At 31.8% G+C, this 25973-nt stretch carries 21 protein-coding genes; 8 read left to right on the forward strand and 13 right to left on the reverse strand.

Annotation, left to right across the window (positions count from 1 at the left end; genetic code table 11):
- The first annotated feature begins 49 nt into the window (after positions 1 to 49).
- Positions 50 to 1783, forward strand: coding sequence for a cytochrome-c peroxidase (locus tag FUA26_RS07570; protein WP_246109099.1), 1734 nt, complete (start codon positions 50 to 52; stop codon positions 1781 to 1783).
- Between the two features lie 110 nt (positions 1784 to 1893).
- Positions 1894 to 3162 (forward strand): carboxypeptidase-like regulatory domain-containing protein, encoded by a 1269-nt coding sequence (locus FUA26_RS07575; protein ID WP_246109100.1) that lies wholly within the window; start codon positions 1894 to 1896, stop codon positions 3160 to 3162.
- A 95-nt stretch (positions 3163 to 3257) separates the two neighbouring features.
- On the opposite strand, the gene FUA26_RS07580 is transcribed toward FUA26_RS07575, so the two are convergent.
- The 7 genes from FUA26_RS07580 to FUA26_RS07610 form a co-directional block, all read right to left on the reverse strand.
- Complete coding sequence (locus tag FUA26_RS07580; RefSeq protein ID WP_147133861.1) at positions 3258 to 5891, reverse strand: DNA gyrase/topoisomerase IV subunit A; 2634 nt, start codon at positions 5889 to 5891, stop codon at positions 3258 to 3260.
- A gap of 32 nt (positions 5892 to 5923) precedes the next feature.
- Positions 5924 to 6433: a hypothetical protein gene (locus FUA26_RS07585; RefSeq protein WP_147133864.1), complete on the reverse strand. Its 510-nt coding sequence runs from the start codon at positions 6431 to 6433 to the stop codon at positions 5924 to 5926.
- Positions 6434 to 6446: 13 nt separating this feature from the next.
- Positions 6447 to 8303: a DNA topoisomerase IV subunit B gene (locus FUA26_RS07590; RefSeq protein WP_147133867.1), complete on the reverse strand. Its 1857-nt coding sequence runs from the start codon at positions 8301 to 8303 to the stop codon at positions 6447 to 6449.
- 214 nt (positions 8304 to 8517) lie between these two features.
- Positions 8518 to 9612: a redox-regulated ATPase YchF gene (gene ychF / locus FUA26_RS07595; protein WP_147133870.1), complete on the reverse strand. Its 1095-nt coding sequence runs from the start codon at positions 9610 to 9612 to the stop codon at positions 8518 to 8520.
- Positions 9613 to 9831: 219 nt separating this feature from the next.
- A complete protein-coding gene (locus FUA26_RS07600; protein ID WP_147133872.1) occupies positions 9832 to 10593 on the reverse strand; it encodes a fibronectin type III domain-containing protein in 762 nt (253 codons plus the stop codon).
- The gene (locus FUA26_RS07605) at positions 10593 to 14702 is read right to left on the reverse strand and encodes a carbohydrate-binding protein (protein ID WP_147133874.1); all 4110 of its coding nucleotides are present in this window, start codon (positions 14700 to 14702) and stop codon (positions 10593 to 10595) included. Before FUA26_RS07605 ends, FUA26_RS07600 begins: the two co-directional genes overlap by 1 nt.
- 354 nt (positions 14703 to 15056) lie before the next feature.
- Entirely contained in the window at positions 15057 to 15410 is a 354-nt protein-coding gene (locus FUA26_RS07610) for a 4Fe-4S dicluster domain-containing protein (RefSeq protein ID WP_147133877.1), read from the reverse strand.
- Positions 15411 to 15486: 76 nt separating this feature from the next.
- Here FUA26_RS07610 and FUA26_RS07615 point away from each other — a divergent pair, with 76 nt between their 5' ends.
- From FUA26_RS07615 to FUA26_RS07640, 6 genes are all read left to right on the forward strand, one after another.
- Positions 15487 to 16545, forward strand: a complete 1059-nt coding sequence (locus FUA26_RS07615; RefSeq protein ID WP_147133880.1) for an acyl-CoA reductase — start codon at positions 15487 to 15489, stop codon at positions 16543 to 16545.
- 77 nt (positions 16546 to 16622) lie between these two features.
- Positions 16623 to 17687 carry a 3-phosphoserine/phosphohydroxythreonine transaminase gene (gene serC / locus FUA26_RS07620; RefSeq protein WP_147133881.1) on the forward strand — a complete coding sequence of 355 codons (1065 nt, stop codon included), beginning with the start codon at positions 16623 to 16625 and terminating at the stop codon, positions 17685 to 17687.
- Positions 17688 to 17816: 129 nt separating this feature from the next.
- Positions 17817 to 18767 carry a D-2-hydroxyacid dehydrogenase gene (locus tag FUA26_RS07625; RefSeq protein WP_147133884.1) on the forward strand — a complete coding sequence of 317 codons (951 nt, stop codon included), beginning with the start codon at positions 17817 to 17819 and terminating at the stop codon, positions 18765 to 18767.
- Positions 18768 to 18872: 105 nt separating this feature from the next.
- On the forward strand, positions 18873 to 19508 hold the full coding sequence (locus FUA26_RS07630; RefSeq protein WP_147133887.1) for a DUF937 domain-containing protein: 636 nt from the start codon (positions 18873 to 18875) through the stop codon (positions 19506 to 19508).
- Positions 19509 to 19725: 217 nt separating this feature from the next.
- Positions 19726 to 20178, forward strand: coding sequence for a DUF6146 family protein (locus FUA26_RS07635; protein WP_147133890.1), 453 nt, complete (start codon positions 19726 to 19728; stop codon positions 20176 to 20178).
- 85 nt (positions 20179 to 20263) lie between these two features.
- A complete protein-coding gene (locus FUA26_RS07640; protein WP_147133893.1) occupies positions 20264 to 20566 on the forward strand; it encodes a DUF6787 family protein in 303 nt (100 codons plus the stop codon).
- Between the two features lie 78 nt (positions 20567 to 20644).
- Here the strand turns inward: FUA26_RS07640 and FUA26_RS07645 are convergent, their stop codons facing one another.
- The 6 genes from FUA26_RS07645 to folE all read right to left on the reverse strand — a co-directional run bounded on the left by FUA26_RS07645 (position 20645) and on the right by folE (position 25840).
- Complete coding sequence (locus tag FUA26_RS07645) at positions 20645 to 21118, reverse strand: DUF4625 domain-containing protein (protein ID WP_147133896.1); 474 nt, start codon at positions 21116 to 21118, stop codon at positions 20645 to 20647.
- Between the two features lies 1 nt (position 21119).
- Positions 21120 to 21896 carry a DUF4625 domain-containing protein gene (locus FUA26_RS07650; RefSeq protein WP_147133899.1) on the reverse strand — a complete coding sequence of 259 codons (777 nt, stop codon included), beginning with the start codon at positions 21894 to 21896 and terminating at the stop codon, positions 21120 to 21122.
- Between the two features lie 34 nt (positions 21897 to 21930).
- The gene (locus FUA26_RS07655) at positions 21931 to 24306 is read right to left on the reverse strand and encodes a TonB-dependent receptor (protein WP_147133902.1); all 2376 of its coding nucleotides are present in this window, start codon (positions 24304 to 24306) and stop codon (positions 21931 to 21933) included.
- 162 nt (positions 24307 to 24468) lie between these two features.
- Entirely contained in the window at positions 24469 to 24777 is a 309-nt protein-coding gene (locus FUA26_RS07660; RefSeq protein ID WP_147133905.1) for a hypothetical protein, read from the reverse strand.
- A gap of 133 nt (positions 24778 to 24910) precedes the next feature.
- Positions 24911 to 25192, reverse strand: a complete 282-nt coding sequence (locus FUA26_RS07665; protein WP_147133908.1) for a hypothetical protein — start codon at positions 25190 to 25192, stop codon at positions 24911 to 24913.
- Positions 25193 to 25252: 60 nt separating this feature from the next.
- Entirely contained in the window at positions 25253 to 25840 is a 588-nt protein-coding gene (gene folE, locus FUA26_RS07670; RefSeq protein ID WP_147133910.1) for a GTP cyclohydrolase I FolE, read from the reverse strand.
- Positions 25841 to 25973: the final 133 nt, after the last annotated feature.

Genomic DNA, 25973 nt, shown 5'->3' on the forward strand with positions numbered 1-25973 from the left:
TTTTACATTCAAAGCTAAGGCATACACATTTTGTGTATGTCTTTTGCTTTTGAATATAGCTTGTAATACTAAAGACAAAAAAACATTAACCACTAGTATTTCAAATACAAAAAAACTAGAAAATATTTATAAAAAGCAATTAGTAACCGCTTATCAATATTTAGATAGCATACACATTACTAATACAAAAGCTATAAACCTAGAACACTACAAAAAATCTAGAAAAGCTTTTAAATTAAGCGAACCTATTTTAGCTTTTATTGAAAAGGAAAATTATAAATCATTAAATTCTCCAAACCTATTACGAATTCACGAAGAAGACCCAACAGATATTAAAATAAACACACCTATTGGCTATCAAGTAATTGAAGAAAACCTATTCACAAAAACAATAGACACATTAGTGTTTACAAGAGCTGTAAATGTTACTAAAAACAGATTAAAGCTTATTGAAAAAAACACCAATACAAGCAACTTAAAAAACTATCATATTTTATGGCTTATAAGAGATGCTATTGTTAGAGTAGCCACAACAGGATTATCAAATTTTGATTCGCCAGAATTAGGTGCGTCCTTACAAGAATCTAGCTACAATTACAGCACTTTAAATGATATTATATCTATTTACAGTGCTAATTTCTCAAACAAAGAATTACTAAACCAATGGCAAAACGAAATTAAAAAAACGCAACAAACTTTAAACACTAATTTTGATAGCCTGGACAGATTCACTTTTATAAAAAACCACACCCACAAACAATTACAACTTTTAAATAACACACAAAAAGATTGGAATGTAACATTTCCATTTTCATTCGCTATAAACAATAATGCCACTAGCTTGTTTAGCAATGAAACTTTTAATTTAGATTATTTTTCAGATTACAAAAGTGATACAACACATTTAAAAACCAAAATAAGCATTGGTAAAGCACTTTTTAATGATACAAGATTATCAATTAACAACAACATGGCTTGTGCTACATGCCATATAAAAGATAAAGCGTTTACTGATGGTAAAGTTACTTTTAATAAAAATTTAAAACGCAACTCACCAACGCTAACCTATGCTGGTTTACAAAAATCATTTTTTTATGATAATCGTTCTGGAAGTTTAGAGGGGCAAATAGTTGGTGTAGTAACAAATCATGATGAGTTTAATTCAGATTTGGAACACATTAAAAAAGTGGTGAAAAATGATGAAAAATATGCTACAGCCTTTGATACGCTTTATAAAAGAGGGGCTACAGACATGAATATTAGGCATGCCATGGCATCGTATGTAAGAACCTTAAACGCTTTCAATTCTAAATTTGATAATAATATAAATAATAAAGAAAACACACTTACTGCTTTAGAAAAAAAAGGGTTTAATCTTTTTATGGGAAAAGCCGCTTGTGCAACCTGCCACTTTCCGCCGTTATTTAATGGTACTGTTCCTCCTAACTTTAGTGAATCTGAATTAGAAATTATTGGTGTACCCCAAACCAAAGAAAATAAAAAACTAGATGATGATTTAGGAAGATATTATCTATTTAATGTTGAAGAAAGAAAAGGTGCTTTTAAAACACCAACCATTAGAAATATAGAATTAACAGCACCATATATGCACAATGGTGTTTATAATACTTTAGAAGAAGTTGTGAATTTTTACAACCAAGGCGGAGGCGCTGGTTTAGGTTTTAATGTACCACACCAAACATTACCCTTTGATAATTTAGATTTATCTACCGAAGAACAAAGTGCCATAATTGCTTTTATGCGCACACTTACTGATAGTTAGTATATTTTAAATAACAACAATAAACAAATAAGCTAAGGCCAATTACCAATTGGATTTTAGCTTATTTTTTTGTAACTTACTATCAACTAAACCCTTAAACATTAATAGTTATGAAAAGCAAGCATACATTTATGCCTTCATTTATATTAGTTTGCTTATTTGTTATTTGTGGCAACTTTACAATTTATGCACAAAACACATCAAACTTTATTGAAATAAAAGGTATTGTTACTGATGAAAAGTCTAATGATAGGTTAGTATTTTCAGATTTAATTATAAAAAACACCAACATTAGTACAGTAACAAATATTGATGGTGAATTTGCACTAAAAATTCCAATGCAACATAAAAACGGATTCATTGTTATTACACATTTAGGCTACGAAAAAAAAGAGATTAGCATACCTAGCACCAATGAAAAATTAAAAATTAAACTAACGCCAGCCGTAACATCTTTAGAAACAGTTCAGCTTGTTGCAAAAACAGGTGATGCTAAATCTTTAGTATTAGAAACTTTACAAAAAAAAGGTACACTTTATAATAATAGTAACACATTAATGACGGCATTTTACAGAGAAACCATAAAAAAACGACGCAAAAATGCATCATTATCTGAGGCCGTAGTTAAAATTCATAAGCAACCCTACTCTACTTACAGAAAAGATAATATTGAATTAGTAAAGGCCCGAAAAAACACAAATTATGATAGATTAGATACGTTAGCCCTAAAATTACAAGGTGGGCCTTTCAGTAATCTGTATACCGATTTAGTTAAGTATCCTGAGTTTATTTTCACACAAGAAGATATTGATAATTATGAGTTTTCCTTTGGAAAATCTACCAATATAAACAGCAAACTAGTGTATGTAGTTAATTTTAAACAAACGCCATTGGTAAAAACACCGTTGTACTATGGTAAATTATATATTGATGCAGAAACATTGGCACTTATTAACGCTATTTACAGTTTAAATGTTGAAAACAAAGAGTTATCTAGCCAAATGTTTGTGCGTAAAAAACCAAGACGTGTTGATGTACACCCAACCAAAGCAACATATCGCGTAAATTACAGAATACAAAATGGTAAATGGCATTACGCTTACAGCAATATTTTACTAAGTTTTAAGGTTAATTGGAAAGGTAAATTATTTAATAGTATTTATACCTTAAATAGTGAAATGGCAGTAACAGACTGGGAAATTCATAACACTAAAATAGCTACTTTAAAAAATCAAATGTTACGTCCTTCAACCATATTAACAGATCAAGCTTCAGGTTTTTCAGATCCTGAGTTTTGGGGTGAATATAATATTATTGAACCTGAAAAATCTATTGAAAACGCTATTGAAAAAATTAAAAGGCAATTAAAGAAAACTTAATTATAATTCAATATTAAGTTAGTTACTCGGTAATCTCAATGAAAGTTTTTAAATTTTCATTGAGATTTTTTTTTTCACTTTACCTTATAAAACGTTTAAAACAATGTAGTTTGGCCTTCATCATCATTATCTTCTGCTTCAGTATTATTTGTTGGTGCTGTTTTAGAAACATTAGTTTCATCAACAACCTCTATATCATCAGCATGTACTTCTTCTGGTGCTTCGTATGGTAAAGGTTCAAGTAAATTTATTTGGTTAACTTTATCTTTGGTTAACTGATTTCCTAACGCCGATATACCTTTTATAGCTATAAATTCTTCTAAATTTACTTCTAAATTATCTTTTCTATCTTTACCGCGTTCTTTAGCAAAAACTACCTCAGCCATTGGTTTCCAATCTGTTGAAACAATTTCTAAATGCGAGTTTGGGGTATCTGATATGAAATACTCTTCTTTATTTTCGTTTTCAATTAAAAAACGTTTAACGTAATAAATATCTTTTTCTCCGTGATAATAAATTGCAGATATTGGCTTTTTTGGCACCCATTTTTCCATAACAATCATATCATCATCAAAATGCATAGTAACCTCGGGTGTTACTGTTTTTACAACACCTGATTGATTTATAATTAACAGCTTATCTTCGCCTCTAAACTCACCAATTAATTCGCCTCTGCCATCAACATTTAAGCGTTGAACGGTATCATCAAACCAAATTTTTCGTGGTTTTAAAGTTGAAACACCTTTTTCTTTTAGCTCAATACGTTTTACAGGATATTTTGTAACAAGGTTACCTTTTGAGGCACGCCCTTTTATTAAAATATCGGCAAAATCAATATCCCATTTTAGCTTTTTTATGCTACCTGCTTGCCTTAAATTAACGGTAACAACTTCGGCTTCGCCATTGGGGTTTGCCGAAAAATATAAAACTACAGAACCTTTATTTCCGTTAGTTAAATCATATTCTCTGTCGCGGGTAATACTTGTAACTGCAAAGCGTTTTATGTATGATGGCCCTTTAGCACCATCTTTATAAACCATATTGTAAATGGTACGTTTGTCTTTCTTTTTAAACACAGCAACATGAATAATGTCTTTACCAATAAAAGTTTTAGTATCTACTTTGGTAACCATCATTTTACCGGCTTTGGTAAATACAATAATATCATCAATATCACTACAATCTCCTACATATTCATCGCGTCTTAAAGAGGTTCCAATAAAGCCTTCTTCTCTATTTACATAAAGTTTGGTATTTCTAATGACTACTTTTGTAGCATCAACATCATCAAAAACACGAATTTCTGTTTTACGTTCGCGTCCTTCACCATAATCATTTTTCAATCTGGTAAAATAAGTTATGGCGTATGCAATTAAATGCTCTAAATGATGTTTTACCTCAGCTATTTGTTCTTCTAAAGCATCAATTTTTTGTTGCGCTTTATCAATATCAAATTTTGAAATTCGTTTAATTCTAATTTCAGTTAAACGTACAATATCATCTTCAGTAATGGCTCGTTTTAAGTGTTTTATATGTGGTTGAAGCCCTGTATCAATGGCTTTAATTACGCCTTCCCAAGTTTCTTCTTCTTCAATATCACGATAAATTCTATTTTCAATAAAAATACGTTCAAGTGAAGCAAAATGCCATTGTTCTTCTAGCTCTCCAAGTTTTATTTCTAATTCTTGTTTTAAGAGTTGAACGGTGTTATCTGTTGAACGACGCAACATTTCAGACACCCCAATAAACAACGGTTTATTATCTTCAATAACACAACCTAAAGGCGATATTGAGCTCTCACAACTTGTAAAAGCGTACAGTGCATCAATGGTTTTATCGGGTGATAAGCCTGATGGTAAATGCACAAGTATTTCTACTTCGGCGGCTGTATTATCTTCAATCTTTTTTATTTTGATTTTGCCTTTGTCATTGGCTTTCAAAATAGAATCTATTAATGATGATGTTGTTGTGCCAAAAGGCAACTCGGTTATTACAAGTGTGTTTTTATCTAATTGTGATATTTTTGCACGCACACGAACTTTTCCGCCTCTGTTTCCGTCATTATAATTAGAAAAATCTGCTATTCCGGCCGTTGGGAAATCTGGCAATATGGTAAATTTCTTCCCATTTAAGTGTTTTATTGAGGCATCAATTAACTCAATAAAGTTGTGTGGTAATATTTTTGTTGATAACCCCACAGCAATACCTTCGCCACCTTGAGCCAATAATAACGGAAACATTACTGGTAGGTTTACTGGTTCTTTTCTACGGCCATCATAACTGGCTTGCCATTCGGTTATTTTTGGGTTATAAACAACATCTAAAGCAAATTTTGATAATCTTGCTTCAATATAACGTGATGCTGCGGCACTATCGCCAGTTAAAATATTTCCCCAGTTTCCTTGGGTATCAATAAGTAAATCTTTTTGGCCAATTTGTACCATGGCATCGGCAATACTAGCATCACCGTGTGGGTGGTATTGCATGGTATGCCCTACAATGTTTGCTACTTTATTATAGCGCCCATCATCAAGATCTTTCATAGAATGCATTATACGACGCTGTACAGGTTTAAAACCGTCTTCAATGGCTGGTACTGCACGTTCTAAAATTACATACGAAGCGTAGTCTAAAAACCAATCTTTATACATACCCGTTACGCGGGTTATGGTTTCTTGTGGTTCTTCGTTTTGTGAGTTTGTTATGTCGTCGTTTTCTTCTTCTATCATAGTTTGTTATTCCTTAGAAAGTAGGAGTCTATTTAATTTGTTAAATAATATTCTACATTTAATAATTCAATAGAATTTACAATACCTAAATCATGAGAATCTTCAGTTTCAAAGCTAATTATACAACTTGAATTGGCAGCTATTTCATTACAACTTGAAATTCCGTAATTGGTAGAAAACTCTAAACCATCAGATTTAATGGTTAAATATGGCACGCCTTTAACTACAAAATCATTTAAATTATTTAATTGAATTTGGAATTCGAGTTTAGATGTATTATTTCCGGTATCCTTAGTATATTTAAATAATAACACATTATATGTAAAGTTTTCAAGTAAAAGAGGTTCTATTTCTTGAATTTCTCCTGGTTCAGGAAAATTGCAGGGTACTTCAATTACTGAATCATAGTAATGTGATTGATTATTTACAAAATATACGTTTTGTACAGTTATAGTTTTTACACATTCTTCTTCATTACTGTTAGAAGAACAACTTACCAATAGTATTGTTGTTACTAAAATGTAATATGCCTTTCTTAACATAAACGTTTTTATCTTATTTCTCTTCAATTAAATCCATTTCAACCTTTAAGTTATCTATGATAAATTCTTGACGGGTTGGTGTGTTTTTACCCATGTAAAATGACAGTAATTCTTCAATAGACATATTGTCATCTAACATAACGGGATCTAACCTAATATCATCACCTATAAAATGTTTAAACTCATCAGGAGATATTTCACCAAGCCCTTTAAAGCGCGTAATTTCTGGTTTTGGTTTTAATTTTTCAATGGCATTTACACGCTCTTCGTCGGTGTAACAATAAATAGTTTCCTTTTTATTTCTTACCCTAAAAAGTGGTGTTTGTAATATGTACAAATGGCCTTCTTTTATAACTTCTGGGAAAAATTGTAAAAAGAATGTTATTAGTAGTAAACGAATATGCATACCATCAACATCAGCATCGGTAGCTATTACTACATTATTATATCGTAAATCTTCTAAAGATTCTTCAATATTTAAAGCCGCTTGCAGTAAGTTAAACTCTTCGTTTTCGTAAACTATTTTTTTAGTTAACCCATAACAATTTAAGGGTTTTCCTTTTAAACTAAATACGGCTTGCGTGTTAACATCTCGTGATTTTGTTATACTTCCTGAAGCTGAATCTCCCTCTGTAATAAACAAGGTTGTTTCTAGGTTTCTTTCGTTTTTAGTATCACCAAAATGCACACGGCAATCGCGTAATTTTTTATTGTGAAGACTGGCTTTTTTAGCACGATCTCTAGCTAATTTCCTTATACCTGAAAGTTCTTTACGTTCGCGTTCTGCTTGTAAAATTTTCTTTTGAAGCTTATCTGCTATTTCAGGGTTTTTATGAAGAAAATTATCGAGTTTGGTTTTTACAAAATCGTTTACATAGGTACGTACTGTTGGGTAATCGCCTCCCATTTCGGTTGAGCCCAATTTTGTTTTTGTTTGGCTCTCAAAAACTGGCTCCATTACTTTTATGGCTATAGCTGATATAATAGATTTTCTAACATCAGAGGCATCATATGTTTTGCCATAAAACTCTCTAATAGTTTTAACTACAGCTTCTCTAAAGGCATTTAAATGCGTACCGCCTTGTGTGGTATTTTGCCCGTTAACAAATGAGTGATATTCTTCACTGTATTGGGTTTTACTGTGTGTTATAGCTACTTCAATATCATCACCACGTAAATGAATTATTGGGTAAAGTAAATCTTCTTCTTTAGTACTTTCGGTTAATAAATCTTTTAAACCGTTTTCACTATAAAACTTTTCGCCATTAAAAACTATAGCTAACCCTGGGTTTAGATATACATAGTTTTTAAGCATTTTAACTATGTATTCATTTCTAAATTTATAGTTTTTAAAAATAGATTCATCGGGTACAAATGATACTTTGGTTCCTTTACGGCGCGATGTATCATCTAACATTTCCTTGCCGGTAAGCTCACCTTTTTCAAATTCTGCTGAGGCCGATTTTCCATCACGTGTAGATTCTACTCTAAAATAATTTGATAGGGCATTTACGGCTTTTGTACCAACACCGTTTAAACCTACTGATTTTTTAAAGGCTTTAGAATCGTACTTTCCTCCAGTATTCATTTTAGACACCACATCAACTACTTTACCAAGAGGTATACCACGCCCATAATCGCGCACAATAACTTTATTGCCTTGTATTGAAATATCGATGGTTTTACCAGCGCCCATTACAAACTCATCAATAGAGTTGTCTAAAACTTCTTTAAGTAGGATGTAAATACCATCATCTGGCGAAGAACCATCACCTAATTTACCAATATACATCCCTGGGCGCATTCTAATATGCTCTTTCCAGTCTAACGAACGTATATTATCTTCGGTGTAATTGGTTTGTTCTGCCATAAAGAAAGTAGATTTTTAGTGATTGCATGCTAATATAATACAACACCACAAAATATAAAATAGGGTGTGCACAAAATAATTAACAATTGTATGAAGATTGTTGTTGAGAACGTTTCTTCAATTACTAATATGGCTTTAAACCTATGAAACAACAAAATTTCTTATGCCTTTACTAAGAAATTGATATGTATTTACTAAAATAGTATAGTTAGTATTACACGTTAAAAAGGAAATGCATTACATCACCATCTTTAACAATGTAGTTTTTACCTTCAACACGCATTTTGCCAGCTTCTTTAACTTTGGCTTCACTGCCTAATGACACGTAATCATCATAAGCTATAACCTCGGCTCTAATGAATCCTTTTTCAAAATCTGTATGAATTACACCTGCTGCTTGTGGTGCACTGGCACCAACATCAACAGTCCATGCTCTTACTTCTTTTACACCTGCTGTGAAATATGTTTGCTGGTTTAATAACTTATAAGCAGCTCTAATTAACTTAGATGAACCTGGTTCTTCTAAACCAACGTCTTCTAAAAACATTTGGCGTTCTTCATAATCTTCAAGTTCATTAATATCGGCTTCAGTGCCAACTGCTAGTACTAAAACTTCGGCATTTTCATTTTTTACAGCTTCTTTTACTTTGTCAACATAATTATTACCAGAAACAGCAGATCCTTCATCAACATTACAAACGTACATTACTGGTTTATCTGTAATAAATTGTAAAGGCTTTACATAGTCTTCATAATCTTCTTCTGAAAACTCAATAGCTCTTACCGAAGTTCCTGCCTCTAAAGCCGCTTTAATTTTTAGTAATACAGCCTCTTCTGCTTGTGCTTCTTTATTGCCAGTTTTAGCAGCGCGTTTAACTTTATCTAGCTTTTTATCGGCTGTTTCAAGATCTTTTAATTGAAGTTCCATATCAATGGTTTCTTTATCTCTAATAGGGTCTACGCTACCATCAACATGTACAATATTATCATTATTAAAACAGCGTAATACGTGCAAAATAGCATCGGTTTCTCTAATATTTGCTAAAAACTGGTTACCTAAACCTTCGCCTTTACTAGCGCCTTTTACCAAACCAGCTATATCTACAATTTCTACTGTTGCAGGAATAACACGCTCTGGTTGCACCAAACTTTCTAATTTTTCTAACCTTGGGTCTGGTACATTAACCACACCTATATTAGGCTCTATAGTACAAAAGGGAAAGTTTGCACTTTGCGCTTTTGCGTTAGATAAACAATTAAATAAGGTTGATTTACCTACGTTTGGTAATCCTACAATTCCTGCTTTCATTTTCTTTAGACTTTTTAGATTAAAGAGACAAGAACCAAGATATTGGTTTTTGCGAGTGCAAATGTAATTAATTAGATGATTATTTTAGTTAGATTGTTTTAGATATTATAATACGTTTTAATATTTATTTTTTTCTTAAGCTTTATAAGACAATGTATAATGTAAAAACAAAAAGCCTGTATAAACATACAGGCTATATTATAATTAAAAATGAATGAGTTAAGGAGCTACAGTAAACTGAAAAACAGCTGAACTAGATTGATTACCAACTTCATCTCTAGTTATTACTCTCCAATAATAAATAGTATTAGCAGTTGTTGTTACATTTCTAGAGTTAACATCACTAGAAACTGTAATAACATCTGTTGGTGGATTGGTTGTTCCAAAATACACATCGTATTCAGCTATATCATCATTTTCATCGCTTCCTAACCACTCTAAAGTCACCGAGGTTGTTGTATTAGGTAACACCTCATTTCTACTAGGATTAACGGGTGTTGCGGCATTAGGTGAAAAAGATACAGCTGCTACTCCGGCGGCAGTGAATGTTTGTTTATTAGAGCTTGTTGTTTCTGTTGTTCCTGTTTTAGAGGCAATAACCTCCCAACTGTAGTTACCTTGAGGAATAATTCCATCAACATCTAAAGAAACATCACTTGTATTGACTGTTGTATCAAAACTTCTAGTAGTGGAATCATCATCATTAATAAGATTTAAAGTGTATTTTACAGAATTGCTACTACTGGCATCTCCTGTCCATTTAAACGCTATAGTATATGTTCTATCTGAGTCTCCTGTATTTCCTGTTAAATTTTTTGCTTCAGCACAAACTTCCGCATTTTGAGGAAAAACAAGGTTTGCAGCCGCTGGAGGATCTATAACTACTGGTGGCGGTGCATCATCATCTCCGCCTCCACTTCCCGAACTACATGATGTAGATATAGAAACTAATACTATTAATAATATATATATGTATTTCATTATTTTAAAATTTTAAATGTTGATGTTGAATTTGGTGTACTAATAGACACAAAATATACTCCTGATGCTAAATTTTGCACATCTAAGTTAGATTCTCCTGTTTTTGAAATAGTTTTTTTAGATTTTAGTAATGTTCCTGACACACTGTGTAAATTAATTAAAACTTCCTCAGTTGTTCCTGTAATAATTTGTAATGTATCTTTTACAGGGTTTGGATACACACTAATTGTACTACCTATAACTATTTTTTCATTAAACTTTCCTTGACAATCTTTTTCTCCTTTTACCGATACCACGTTAACACCTTCTTGAAGCGGAAGTGTTAAACTGTTTTCTGATGTTGTAAATTCAGTGTTATTAAGGTTGATAGTATATATTTCACTTCCTGATATGTTTAAAATAATACTTTTATTCTTTTGTGACACCTTTGAAGTTACAGATAAATCTAAAGGCTCAGATATTGTTATATTAAAAATAAAAATATCGCTTGTTTCATTATCTGTAATTTCAAGCCTATAATTCCCTGCATCTAAATTATCTAAAGTTAAACTTTCTGTAAAGTTTTGGGTAGATGAAGCTGCTCCACTTACTGCAACTGAATAATTACCAATAGAATTAGCGTTTATTACTATTGAACCATCATTGTTATTAGCACAAACTTCACCTGTGTTTGTAACTGTAAATTCAGCTAAAGTAAATTCTTTATATGTAACTGTAACCTCAGCTGTATTACTTAAACCTGAACTATTTTCAGTTATTTGATAAGTAATTGAGGGAGGGTTTCCAGAAAACTCTGCTGATGGCGTAAAGGTTAAAACTCCTGAAGTTGTGTTATATGACCAATTTCCTAATACACCAGCACTTAAAGTTGTATTAATTTCTGGTGTAGAAATATCTAAATCAACAGTTACTTGTGATGCAGAAAGGCTAACTCCACCACTATTAGTATCATTACTTATAATATTTATTGCTACAGCACCCGCATTGTTATTAGAACTAATGTCATTATTAGCTATTGGTTCTTGAACGTATTCAAAGTTTACGGTACCACGATCTGATAGTCCATTTGAAATTTCAGTTAAAACATATTCAATATCTGTTGGATTATTTGTGAACCCTTCATTAGGTGTAAAGGTTAATTTTCCGTTAGCCTCATTATAACTCCAAGTACCTTCATTTGCAACAATTAACTGTGTTTGTTGCCCACTCATGTTAGTATTAATATCAATATTTACTTCTGAAGGTAAAGGGGCATTACCATCTTCTTTTGAATCATTTGAAAGAATATTTAGAGTTATGTTACTGCCTCTTGGATTACTTTTACTTTCGTCATTAGCTGCATTTACAGCAGGTTCAATTACAACTAATGCTAGTTGTGGACTAGGGCCGCCAAAAAATTGAGGCGAATCACCAGGTGAATTAATAAAAATTAAAATTTCATATGTATCAGCTGGCAAAGGATCACTTAAATTTATTGTAAAAGTTCCTGTTCCTGATGTTGCTGCTCCGGGTCTAATTGAAGCAAATCCTCCTGTAACACCTGTTGATTTAGCACGCAAGTTAAAATCTACAGATTGTGTTGGTTTTTTTGTAGCATATTCTACATCAAAAGAAAAGCTTGTTTGTGTGTTTGTAATTGTTAAAGCAACTGTATCAGACTCCGGGTTAACATACTTAACAAATGCTTCATTAGTTTCAAAAACAACATTATCAACGTTTAGTATATTAGCACCTGTTCCAATATATTCTAATCTTAATATTTTTCTACCTTTTGATAAAGTAATAAGTTCTTCAAAATCTTGAAACGTTTCTAAACCTCCAGTTGCTGTAATATTTATTGTTGTTAGTTCAGTATTATTATTTAATACTTTAATTGAGCCACCATTTACAGAACTTGCCCGTATTTTTATTTTATATTCACCATCAATAGTTGCGTTAATATCATATTCAGTTGCATCACCATTATCAATATTTTGTATGAAAGTGTTTTCAGTATTTACTTCAACCCCTTCATTTTTTGAAAAATTTTCAGCTTCAACTGTACCTGGTATATTAACAGATAAACATATATTTTCAGCATCATCAATACATTTATCATCAGCATTATCTACAAAGCCCTGTACTGGTCCGCAACTTTGTATTGTTACAGCAGGGTTTCCTAATCCGTCATTATCTTCATCAGCATATAAAGTTGTTTTTGTACAAAGGGTATCATCATTCTCTACTGATAAAACCGCTGCAGCTAACCTTCCTCCTGTTTTAGCATAGGTAACTGAAACAGTATTACTCCCATTTATAATTAAATTATAAGGCACATTAAATTCTAACATACCATAAAAGTCATTTCTACCTGATTGATCATAACCTTTCCAGTTTGTAGGTATGGTTAAAGCGGTTCCGTTAAATGTAACTTCGCTAGGTAATCTATCTAGCCCTGTAGGAGTTGTAGATCCTACTCCTGTAGTTAGTGGTATACCTACACTTAACCTCAAAGTTGCATCGCCACTAGCTGCAGTAACTACATTATTAAAGGTAAAAGTATTTGCTTCATCTGCATTTATAAGCACTGTTGGCGCTTTATCTATAGTTGCTTGGGCTGATGTGGCATAATATTTTTTTCTTACAATACTACTAGTAAACTGAACGGGGGTGCCGTAGGTTATTTTTAATAATTTAGTTTCTCCATTTTTTAAAGAAACACTTGTTGGTAAAGAACTACTATCTGTTCCTTCTTCATAAATAGGTGTATTTTGACCATTAATTATTAATGAAGACGTATTTACGTTAGTAACATTAGCGGGACCACTTATAAAATTAAGATTTACAGTTTTATCTGCATCATCAAGATTATTAATGGCAATATAAGTAATATTTCCATCTACAAATGCTTGAACTTGCACATCTAAATCATCACTGGTAATTTTTGCACGATCTCCTTTTATATCTTTCCAAAATCTATAAAAGTTAGCTTTGTATGATAACACATATTGATTGTTTCTGTAAGGAGCAGTTGTATAAAGCTCAGTTGGCCTTGTAATGGCAGGAGTATATGGTCTTGGAGTACCAGTTCCACCATCACTACTGAAGCCACTTTGGTAGAAAAAATCAGCTCTACCTGTTACAAAAGGAATACATATTTCAATATTATCTTGACGCTCTAAAAAATTAAACAACATATTATTTAATCCTGATATAGATACAGCACTTCTTGCTTCATTAAAATAACTAGGAGCTGGACCAGGAGGAAAAGCTTCATCATTTTCTATAACTCCATACTCAGTAATTGCTAATTTTTTTGGTGTACCAAATTTTTGAGCGGTGTAAGATTCTATTAAATCTAAAATTGCTTCAGAGTTACTACCAGACCTTCCATTAGCTTGTCCTACTTGGTTAACACCATCGTATGGATGTACTGATATAGCATCAATATCAGCTCCAGCTATATCAATAAATTTTTTCATGTGGTTTTGCCATGTTTCACTAAAATCTCTTCTTGCATAAGATGGAAAGGCACTTGAAAACCCAATAACTTTCATTCTTGCTAGCTCAGGTGTGTTATGAACAGCTTTAGCCATTTCTCTAAACCATTCACACATTTTTGTAACAACTTGTTCATTTGTTAAACCGCTTTCTTCCGTAAATTTACTGGCTTTAATAAAAGGCTCATTAAATGGTTCCCAGTACTCAGGTCTACCTTCATTTCCTACTTGATCTACCCAATATTTTATAGCTGTGTTAACAGCGTCTGCAGGGTTGTAGGTAGCAGACCATATATTTGTAGGATTATAAGTGAATATAATTCTATTAACTGGTCTTACTATACCGTCAGAAGTAGGCGGAGTATTGTTAAAATTACCTTTTCCATTAAAAGCAAAAGGTCCCCAAAACTGCCTTCCAAAACCTACATTGTTATCTTTATAAAACGTAGGAAAATCAGGATCTTCTTTTGCATCATGATTGTTAAAGTATTTTGTTCTATCTAGATTGGAAACACCGTCTAAAAAGCGTTGCTTTTCCAAATCTATTGATATGTTAACATTTTGAGAAAAAACACCTACCGACATTAATAAAGTGCCAAATAGCATAATTCTCTTTAAAATTATTTTCATATTTACAGTATTTTAGTTTATACTTTTACTATACAAAAATACATTAACACTCTTTTTTTCATTATAACAAATGGCTAAATGAACAGCTCATATGATTTATACTACCTGTTATGCAAACCAAAATAATTTAAATATAAAAATGTTATTATGATTCTTTTTTTTATTGAGAATTATGTCACAGAAAGAAAACTAAAAATTAAGAATATAAACCGCAAAAGAACAACAACTGTAATAAACATTAGTTTAAAAAAACACAGCCAAAAGCCTTTATATGGTTTTTCATTATCCATTTTACTAAAATAAAAAAATCCTAAGCTTTCACTTAGGATTTCTATATAAAATAACACGTAACGTTTAATCTTCAGGATGCATAAAACGTTGTTTTGTAAGTAATTCTTCTTCGGTTTCAACATGATCATCATCTGGCACACAGCAATCTACCGGACAAACTGCTGCACATTGTGGCTCATCATGAAATCCTTTACATTCTGTACATTTATCAGGCACTATATAATACAACTCGTCACTAATTGGTTCTTGTGCCTCATCGGCATCAACTTCCGTACCGTTAGTTAATACTATTTTTCCTTCTAAACTTGTTCCGTCTTTATAACGCCAATCATCGGCGCCCTCATAAATTGCAGTGTTTGGGCATTCTGGTTCACAAGCGCCACAATTTATACATTCATCTGTTATTATAATTGCCATACCGTTTTTTCTCTTGAGTTTGCTTAAATTTGCAGTTGCAAAAATAAAGCCAAAACCATTCAAAACCAAATTAAGCATGCATTTAGAACAAAGAATTAATGCTTTTGTAAAATTAGGAGATTTTTTAAGGCAATTTTCTAATGAAGTTGTTACTAAACACGATAATATTGAATACAACAACCTGTTTTTTGATGGTTTTAAGCATCAAATAAAACTAGCACAAGAACACAATGGCTGGTTTACAACGCAAAACCTGCGCTTTGCCTTTAAAAATTGGGCAAATGCCTTAACCCAAAATAGTATAAAAACCTGGTTAAAACCCTACCAAATAGAAACTTTTACACCTAAAAAGGTTGCTATAATTATGGCTGGAAACATACCATTAGTTGGGTTTCATGATTTTTTATCGGTGCTAATAACTGGGCATAATGTGCTTGTAAAACAATCATCAAACGATAAACATTTACTACCTTACTTAGCCAAATATTTAGAACATATTGAACCTAGTTTTAAAGGCAAAATAGCTTTCACACAAGAAAAATTAGAAAATTTTGATGCAGTAATTGCTACCGGCAGTAACAATACAGCCCGTTATTTTGAGTACTATTTTAAAAATAAACCTTCTATCATTAGAAATAACCGTAATTCTGTAGCCATTTTAACAGGAAATGAAACCGATGAAGATTTACAAAATCTTTCAGAAGATATTTTTAGATATTACGGCTTAGGCTGCCGCAGTGTTTCAAAACTTTTCGTGCCAAATAATTATAACTTTGACGCTTTTTTTAAAGCTATTTACCATTGGCATCCTATTATTAACGAAGCCAAATACGCCAATAATTACGACTACAATAAAGCCGTATATTTGATGAGTGAATTTGATATGTTAGAAAATGGATTTTTAATGATAAAAGAAGACCAAAGTTACGCATCACCAATAGCAACCCTTTTTTATGAATTTTATGACGATATTACCCGTTTAAAAGAAAAAATAAACGCTGAAACGCAGCAAATTCAATGTATTGTTGCTAAAGGTTTTTCTGAAAATGAAGTCGCTTTTGGAGCCACTCAGAATCCGGAACTTTGGGATTATGCGGATAGTGTCGATTCTATTGAATTTTTATTATCAATTTGACGAAAAAATTATTGAATTTTCACTAACAATTAGGCAATTAATTGCAAACTTTGCATCTTTAAATTTTACCACACAAAATGAGAAAACACAACTTTAGTGCAGGACCTTGCACTTTACCTCAAGAAGTATTATTAAAAGCATCGCAAGCTGTTGCTGATTTAGATAATAGCGGTTTATCACTTATAGAAATATCTCACAGAAGCAAAGCCTTTGTTGACATAATGGAAAATGCTAGAGCACTTGCTTTAGAGTTATTAGGCTTAGAAGGAAAAGGCTACAAAGCTTTATTTTTACAAGGTGGTGCTAGTACACAATTTTTAATGGTTGCTTTAAACCTATTAGAAAAAAGAGCTGGTTATTTAAACTCTGGCGCTTGGGCTGCTAAAGCCATTAAAGAAGCTGCTATTTATGATGATGTTTTTGAAGTAGCATCATCAAAAGATGCCAATTATAATTACATACCAAAAGGGTATGAAATTCCTGAAAACTACGATTATTTTCACTGCACATCAAACAATACCATTTATGGTACGCAAATGAAAGCGTTCCCAAAATCGCCAATACCAATGGTTTGTGATATGAGTAGCGATATTTTTTCACGTAGTTTAGATTTTTCACAATTTGATTTAATATATGCTGGTGCTCAAAAAAACATGGGGCCTGCAGGAACAACATTAGTTGTTATAAAAGAAGATATTTTAGGCAAAGTATCGCGTAAAATACCATCAATAATGGATTACAAAGTACACATAGACAAAGGCAGTATGTTTAATACACCACCTGTTTTTGCTGTGTACACTTCAATGCTAACATTACAATGGTTAAAAGACCTTGGAGGTATTGCTGCCATTGAAAAAGAAAACGAAAAGAAAGCGCGTTTAATGTATTCTGAAATAGATTTAAACCCATTATTTAAAGGTTTTGCAGCTAAAGAAGACCGCTCTACAATGAACGCTACCTTTACTTTAGAAAATGAAAACCTAAAAGAAACATTTGATACAATGCTTAAAGAAGCTAACGTTAATGGCTTAAACGGTCACAGAAGTGTTGGTGGTTACAGAGCATCAATGTATAATGCATTATCTTTAGATAGCGTAAAAGCTGTTGTTGAAGTAATGAGCGAATTAGAAAGAAAAGCCTAAATAGTTTGCCGTAACAATTGCAGTATGCAATGGCTTACTCAAACTAAAAATAAAATCAATATTAAGTTAAAAGGCTAAAGTTCAAAAAAAACTTTTAACTTTTAACATTACAACTTTTAACTAAAAAAAATGAACGTATTAGCAAATGATGGTATTTCACAAAGTGGAATAGATGCTTTAGAAAAAGCGGGATACAATGTTAGCACAACAACAGTAGCCCAAGAGCAGTTAATAAACTACATTAATGAAAAAGACATCAGCGTACTTTTAGTACGTAGCGCAACCACTGTGCGTAAAGATTTAATTGATGCTTGCCCAAACCTAAAAATTATAGGTCGTGGTGGTGTTGGTATGGATAATATTGATGTAGAATACGCCAGAGAAAAAGGCTTACACGTAATTAATACGCCTGCAGCGTCATCACACTCTGTAGCTGAATTAGTATTTGGGCACCTTTACGGTTTAGCACGTTTTTTACACAACGCTAACCGCGAAATGCCTTTAGAAGGCGATAGCAACTTTAAAGGGTTAAAAAAAGCATACGCCAAAGGCACAGAGCTTAAAGGAAAAACCTTAGGTGTTTTAGGTTTTGGTAGAATTGGTCAAGCTACAGCAAAAGTAGCGTTAGGCGCCGGCATGAAAGTTATTGCATTTGATCCGTTTTTAGAAAAAGCTAATTTAGAGTTAGAATTTTTTGATGGCCAAAAAGTAAACTTTGATATTGAAACTATTTCAAAAGAAGACGTTTTAAAACAAGCCGATTTTATTACATTACACGTACCTGCACAAAAAGATTACGTTATTGATGAAGCTGAATTTAACATGATGAAAGACGGTGTTATTTTAGCCAATGCAGCTCGTGGTGGTGTTGTAAATGAAGTAGCTTTAGTTAAAGCTATTGAAAGCGGTAAAGTAGCAAGAGCAGCGCTTGATGTTTTTGAAAAAGAACCAAAACCTGAAATTCAATTATTAATGAATCCTTCATTATCATTAACACCACATACTGGTGCAGCAACCAATGAAGCACAAGATAGAATTGGTACAGAATTAGCATCTCAAATTGTAAGCATACTTGGGTAAACACCCAAAATGTGACCAAAATATTATAAATGAGTCTCAACTATAGAAGTTGGGACTTTTTTTGTACCTTCAAAATCCATTTTTTAACCATAAAAACTAATACAGATGTCTGGAATTTTAGATTTATTAAACAGCGACCTTGGAAAAACACTAATAAGCGGTGTTGCGGGTCAAACAAATCAACCTCAAAACAAAACACAAGATGTTTTAACAATGGCGTTACCCGTACTTATGCAAGCCATGAAGCGTAATGCCGCTACACCCGAAGGTGCTCAAGGTTTAATGAGTGCATTAAACAACAAGCATGATGGTAGTATTTTAGATAACCTTGGAGGTTTATTTAACGGTGGTGTTGATGATAACGTTTTAAACGACGGAAGTAAAATTTTAGGACACGTATTAGGTGGCAAACAACAAGCCGTAGAAAATACTTTAGGTGCAAAAGCTGGAATGGATGCTGGCTCTGTTGCGCAAATTTTAAAAGTTGCTGCTCCTATTTTAATGGGGGTATTAGGTAAACAAACAAGACAAAATAATGTAAGTAACCAAAGCGGTATAACAGATTTACTTGGTGGCTTAATAGGCGGAAGTTCAGCAAGTAACGAACAAAGCTTTTTAGAATCTATTTTAGATGCCGATGGTGATGGTAGCGTAGTTGATGATGTTGCGGGCATGGTATTAGGTGGTAGTAAGAAAAAAGGTGGCCTTGGCGGATTATTAGGCGGGCTTTTTGGCAAATAGAACCTATAATTTCATATATAATTAAAAAAGACCAAGCCTAAAACCTTGGTCTTTTTTTTGTTAAAAACTGTTATAATACAATAACTTACAAAATGATTTTTGTAAATTTAATACAAAACGAAACGTTTACTCACGCAAATAAACCGTTACCTCATTTACACTTTAAAAGCTTAAGTAATGGTTTTAATTTTAGGGTATTATTTTAAAAATACACATCATGAAAAAACTAAGTTACATACTTGTATTGTTAATAACTAGCGTAATAGTTTTAAACTGTAACACAACCAAACACCCTGCAAATAAAAAAAATATTACCGAGCAAACTGAAAATTTAAAAGTTAGCGATACTGTAAAAATTGCTAATGAAGAATTAGAATATGAAATTATAATTATAGATCCTGGTTACGCCACTTGGTTAGCCTCTATGGCAAGGCCTGAAGGTTTTTATTCTCAACAATACATGGAAAATAGAAATAGAATTTTTGTTATTGAATGGAACCAGCGCGTTTTACAACCAAACATTTATAATTCTAATTTATATGAACTTCAAATAGATTACAATCCGCAAATTGATTACGGATACGAGGTTAATTACAAATTATATAATTACTTTATTTACTTTCAGCTAAAATATAACCAAAAACTTGGGCCGTTTAATGTTAGAATTTAGAAATAGCATCTTCATATTTATACTTTTAAAACGCTAAATTTTAATATGAAAAAAAGTTATGTACTTTTGCAGATAAATTAGTGCTGTGAATAAATTAAAAGAACGTTGGGGCGTAGAATCTAATTGGCAAATTGCTGTAATTTTTATAGTTTTTGCTGTAACAGGCTCAACGGCTTCATATATTGGTAAACCCATTTTAAAATACTTAAACATAACCCCAGAAGGGTTAGGTGGTTTTGGCTATTGGGCTATTCGTATTATTTTACTTTTTATAGTATATCAATTTTTACTAGTATTTTTTGGTTGGCTTTTTGGGCAACACAAATTCTTTTGGAACTTTGAAAAGAAAATGCTCAGGCGCTTGGGGTTGGGTAAATTTTTAAAATAAGTGTATTATTTTAAAACACATATAAAAAAAAGAGCTAAACAATGTTTAGCTCTTTTTTTTTAATTCTATTAATGTTAATTACTCAACAATTTTAATATCAATTGATGTTCGGCTTTGCCAACCAGTAACATCAGTTACTGAGTAAGCACAATGATAATCACCTGTATCAATATCATTAGGTAAAGTAACAGCAATATTAATTTCATAAGATGTTAATCCGCCTTCAATAGTAAAATTCTCTAAATAAATTAAAGGATTAACTGCTTGTTTTTTAGGCAACAAATCGCAATTAGCTTCTTGGTCGTCATGAGTATGATGATCAAAATTATGATGTATATCTAAACTATATGAAGCTAACTCAACGTTATCAGTTACCTGTGCTCTAAAATTATAGGTTTCACCTCTAACTAACTCAATACAAGGTTTTGGAAACCCTTCAGTATAATTAATACTTATTGTTGGCTTGGTTTCATCAACATTTTCATCATCAGAACAACCAAAAAAAGCTGTTATAATGATTACTAAAAAAAGATTTTTTACTAAAAACTTCATATTAAGGTTTTGTTACATCAATGTGTGCTTCGTATCTTTTAATAACACCATCTTCATCTTCAATTGCTATTTCTATATGGTATTCTCCTGCTGGTGCTGTTGTAGGTACATCAATATGTTCGTGAAATTCAGCTTCAGTTTTTTCGTGGTAACCTTCTGAAAATATTTTTTCTTCATCCCACTCTGTTTCACCTTCACCAACAGTTAAACCATGTGCATGGACATCAACCATAATGCTGTGTATACCATTAACTGCTTCTATGTCAAACTCTAAGTGAAAATCTTCACCACGTACTACAGTTTCATCAATAGAAATGTTACTTAAAGTTGTTGGATGAACAATATCAATATGTCCTTCAACTTCAGTGCTGTTGCCTAACTCGTCAACTACGGTTAATGTAATATGGTACTCGCCTGCTGGTGCTGTTGCAGGAATATCAATATGTTTATGAAGTTCAGCGTTAATAGCTTTTAAACTTTCATCAGTATATGTTATTTCGTAATCCCATTCTTCTTCACCTTCACCAACTGGTAAATCATGCGCATGAATATCAACGGTTACACTGCTTACTTTGTTTTCGGCGTATATTTCAGCTTCCATATGGATATCTGAACCAATGTAAGCCATAGGCTCGGTTGAATGGGCGCTTCCTTCACCAAATTCGAAATCTGAAATTTGTGGAGCTGCATCTGATGGGTTACTATCATCATCACTACATGAGAATAAAGCAATTCCTAAAAATGCAAAAATTGCTAAGCGTTTTAAATTTGTTTTCATTTTTTCTTTGGGTTTTAAATTATTTATTGTTTGATTAAAATGGTATTGTTAACGATATTGATATATTTCTACCAGGTTCTGGTACATCTATTAGCCTGTAAAAACTAGTGTGATTAAAATATTCTTTATTAAATACATTGTTAACCTTAAAGCGTAATTGCGCTGGTTTTTGAGCATTTAATACATTTAAATTACTCAACACAGATAGATTTAATAATTGATAGCCTTTTGTTTTTTCTTCGGGTGGTACAATGTCATTTTGCTTTGCTGTTATACGATAATCTGCAAAAAACTGTAAATTTTTAAAAAACAATATGTCTTTATTAATTTGATAACTAGCAGAAATTAACCCTGACAAAGGCGGCGAAAAGGGTATAGTAAAATTCTTTTTTGGGCCTGTAGTTTGCTTAGAATATACATACTCAACGGATGTATTTAGGTTAAGATTTTTTAAAATATTATAGTTTAAATTTAATTCGCCACCATACCTAAATACTTTAGTTTGTGTATATTCATAAATTTGAAGTGTTTCGTAAAAATTAGGTGTTGGGTTTAAGTATATAAAATTTTCAAAAAAGTTTACAAACGGACTAATACCAAAACTAAACTTGCTTGAAACGTAATCTATTTCGGCATCAATTTGATATGATGCTTCGGGATCTAAATCTAGATTTCCTCTTTCAAATCTGTACATGTGATAATTAACACCATCTGATGCCAACTCATTTGCTAAAGGTATTCTAAAACTTTTACCAACATTTAGCTTATACGTTGTTTTTGGCGCAGTATAACTTAAACCTACAGAACCACTTACACTATTAAAGTTTAAAGTTTTATTTTGTGCTCGTTGTAAATATATATTTGATTTTGAGCCGTCTGGGTTATTAACTGTTGTTTGAAACCAATCTGTGTAAGATTTTGTTTTAACTGTACCAAAATCATAACGTAAACCACCCTGAAAATGCAAGTTTTCATAAATATCAAAATGATCAAAAGCAAAAATACCAGCTGTAAACCTATTGTATTCAGGAATTAAAAACCCCCAACCACCTATATTATTGTTTTGGTATTCGGTATTTATACCAAATACTATATCATGGTTTTCATTAGGCTTATAAACATCGCGTACGTTTAATGATATTGTGTTTTTATAAAAAACACGTTCTTTGCTATTATCAGGTTTTGGCATAAAACCATGTGGCACTGGCTCAGAATGTTCTTCTCGATGATTATTTTGAAAACCTGCTTCAATATGAAACGTGTGCGCATTAGCGTAATAAGTACTATTATTTACAATTTTAAAATGATTTACTTTGTGGTAGGGTAAGTCTATATCTCTATCATCACTATCATAATCAATAGTTGATGTTCTCACCTCTAAACCATGCGCATTTGCAAAAAATCCATTTTTAGCATTTACGTTACTAAAAAAAGTTTCTGTTTTAAAATTTTCACCAATATACCCCACACTAAAAGCCGCATTAGCTTCAAATCCTGCTGTGTTTCTTAATTGATTATTATGCAATTCAAAAACATAACTTTCATAGTTAATTTTATCTGTAGGCACCTTATAATCAGCATAATCTCTATAGGTTAAACGTGTTCTGTAGTACCATTTTTCTTTTCGGCTTTGTAAACCTACAGAAACACCTAGCAAATCGTTATTACTTTCAGCTAATAAATTCACCTCACCTGTAAAAGAATTTAATAAAGGTATTTTAGCTGGTTGAATATCTACAACACCAGCAATAGCATCAGAACCATAAAGTAATGATGCTGCACCTTTAATAATGCTTATATTTTCAATGCCATATTGATCTATTTCTAAACCATGATCATTCCCCCATTGTTGTGCCTCATGTTTTATACCATTTTGCACAACACTTACTCTATTAAAGCCTAAACCTCTAATTATTGGTTTAGATTGCCCTGAGCCAATGTTTACAGTACCAACACCAGGTATTTTACTTAGGGTTTGCATTAAACTGTTTTCTCTATTTGTTAATAAAAATTCTTTTGACACTAACTCTGAAACCATAGGCGTTTCATGTTCAATTTCTTCTTTAGTTTTACCTTTAACAACTATTTCATCAAGATTAGTTGTTTTGGTATCAAGTAAAATTGAAACCTTATTTGTTTTTGAATTTACATTAACTGTAATAGTTTTTGATGCATAGGCAACATGAGAAATTGTTAAGGTATATGTACCTTCAGGAACATTATACATAACAAACTCACCTGCTTCATTTGAGAGCGCATACAAATTACTTTTACTTGTAATTGTTGCACCTTGAATAGGTTTTGAGGTTGTAGCATTACCTACAAATCCTTTAATTTGGAAATTATTTTGACCAAATACAGCTATATTAAAGCAAATAAAAAGCCACAGGCCCAATGTTTTATAAAACATGGTATATATCTAATAAATGTTAAGCAATTTTTTATAAATTTTAGTGTTCACTAAATAGACTAAAATTTATTTTATTTTTTTTGAAGTGAGTACTCAGCGATAAATACCAATGAAATAAATTACAAAAAAACTTATTTTAAGTAATTACACTAAAAAGTACTTTTAAACTATAGGAGGAGGCCTTGAAAATAATTGGTTAGTTTCAATAGCTTTAATTATGTTGATAACAGAAGCTATTGGTAGCTGTTTCTCTATTGAAAATACAGTTATTTCAAAGGTGTAATTAGTTTCTTGTGGTGCCAATAAAGGCTTTACACCTTCTGATATAACTACATCACAAACAACACAATTTAAATCTTTATCATCATCACAACTATGAGACAAAACATGTAATCCTAATACTTTTAAAGATAGGAACAACGCCATTAAACAAAGCGCTATTTTTCTGTTATGTTTTGTAATAATTTCCACAGCTTTTAATTGTGATAAATTAATAAAAATTTAACACACAATTTTTAATCTGCAAATATAGGTGTAATAAAATTTTGTTGCAACTATGTTGCCTTTATTTACTTGAGTTTAACATATAAAACCTTAAAATTCTTTACATGCTAGTAGTAGATTTTTTACTTAAGCTTTTATTTGGGGCTAAAACAAAGGTATACAACCACATTAATGTAAAGGTTGGTATAACATCTAAAAACGGAAAAGCCTCTTCTATAAAAGATATGGCTGCAGCAATTTTACCTTCTTTTCCTTTGTAAAGTTTTGTCATTAAATAAGCTGATGCAGGCGCCCAAATAAAATCGAACGCCGGAAATATAAACGATACATACCCTAAAGCGTCAAAAACTATACTTAAGGCTAATTTTTTGTATTTATTCATAGGTTGTTATTTCTTTTTTAATGTAATGATTACAAGAAACATACCAAAAGTACTAAGTAACTACTTCCCTATTAATTTTAAAAACTCGTTACGTGTTTCAATTTTTTCAAACTGCCCTCTAAAACCTGATGTTGTGGTTGTAGAATTTTGTTTTTGCACACCACGCATCATCATACACATATGCGATGCTTCAATTACTACGGCTACACCTTGTGGCTTTAAAGTATCATTTATACAATCTAAAATTTGCTCAGTTAAACGCTCTTGCACTTGCAAACGTCTTGCAAAAACATCAACAATACGCGGTAATTTACTTAAGCCAACTATATGCCCGTTGGGTATGTAAGCTATATGTACTTTACCAAAAAAAGGCAAAATATGGTGTTCGCAAAGCGAATACAACTCAATATCTTTAACAATAACCATTTCGTTGTATGATTCTTTAAACATGGCACTTGTTAAAATTTCAACAGGATCTTGCTCATAACCTTGCGTTAAAAATTGCATAGCTTTAGCAGCACGTTCTGGTGTTTTTAAAAGGCCATCGCGTTTGGTATCTTCTCCTAAATCTTCAATAATTTTTTTATATCTATCTTTTACATCATCAGTTACCTGCATGCTGTATTCTTCAAACTTTTTGTATGGCATTTTATAAATCTTTTCTTCTTAAAGTAATATTAAACGTAAAATAGTTGTTTTAAAATTAAATATCAAAAAAAACAGAATAACTTTAATGTTGCGCTTTAATTTGTAATATAGTATTTTAATGGCCTTAAAAAAT

The sequence above is a fragment of the Seonamhaeicola algicola genome (assembly GCF_007997385.1).
Lineage (GTDB): Bacteria > Bacteroidota > Bacteroidia > Flavobacteriales > Flavobacteriaceae > Seonamhaeicola > Seonamhaeicola algicola.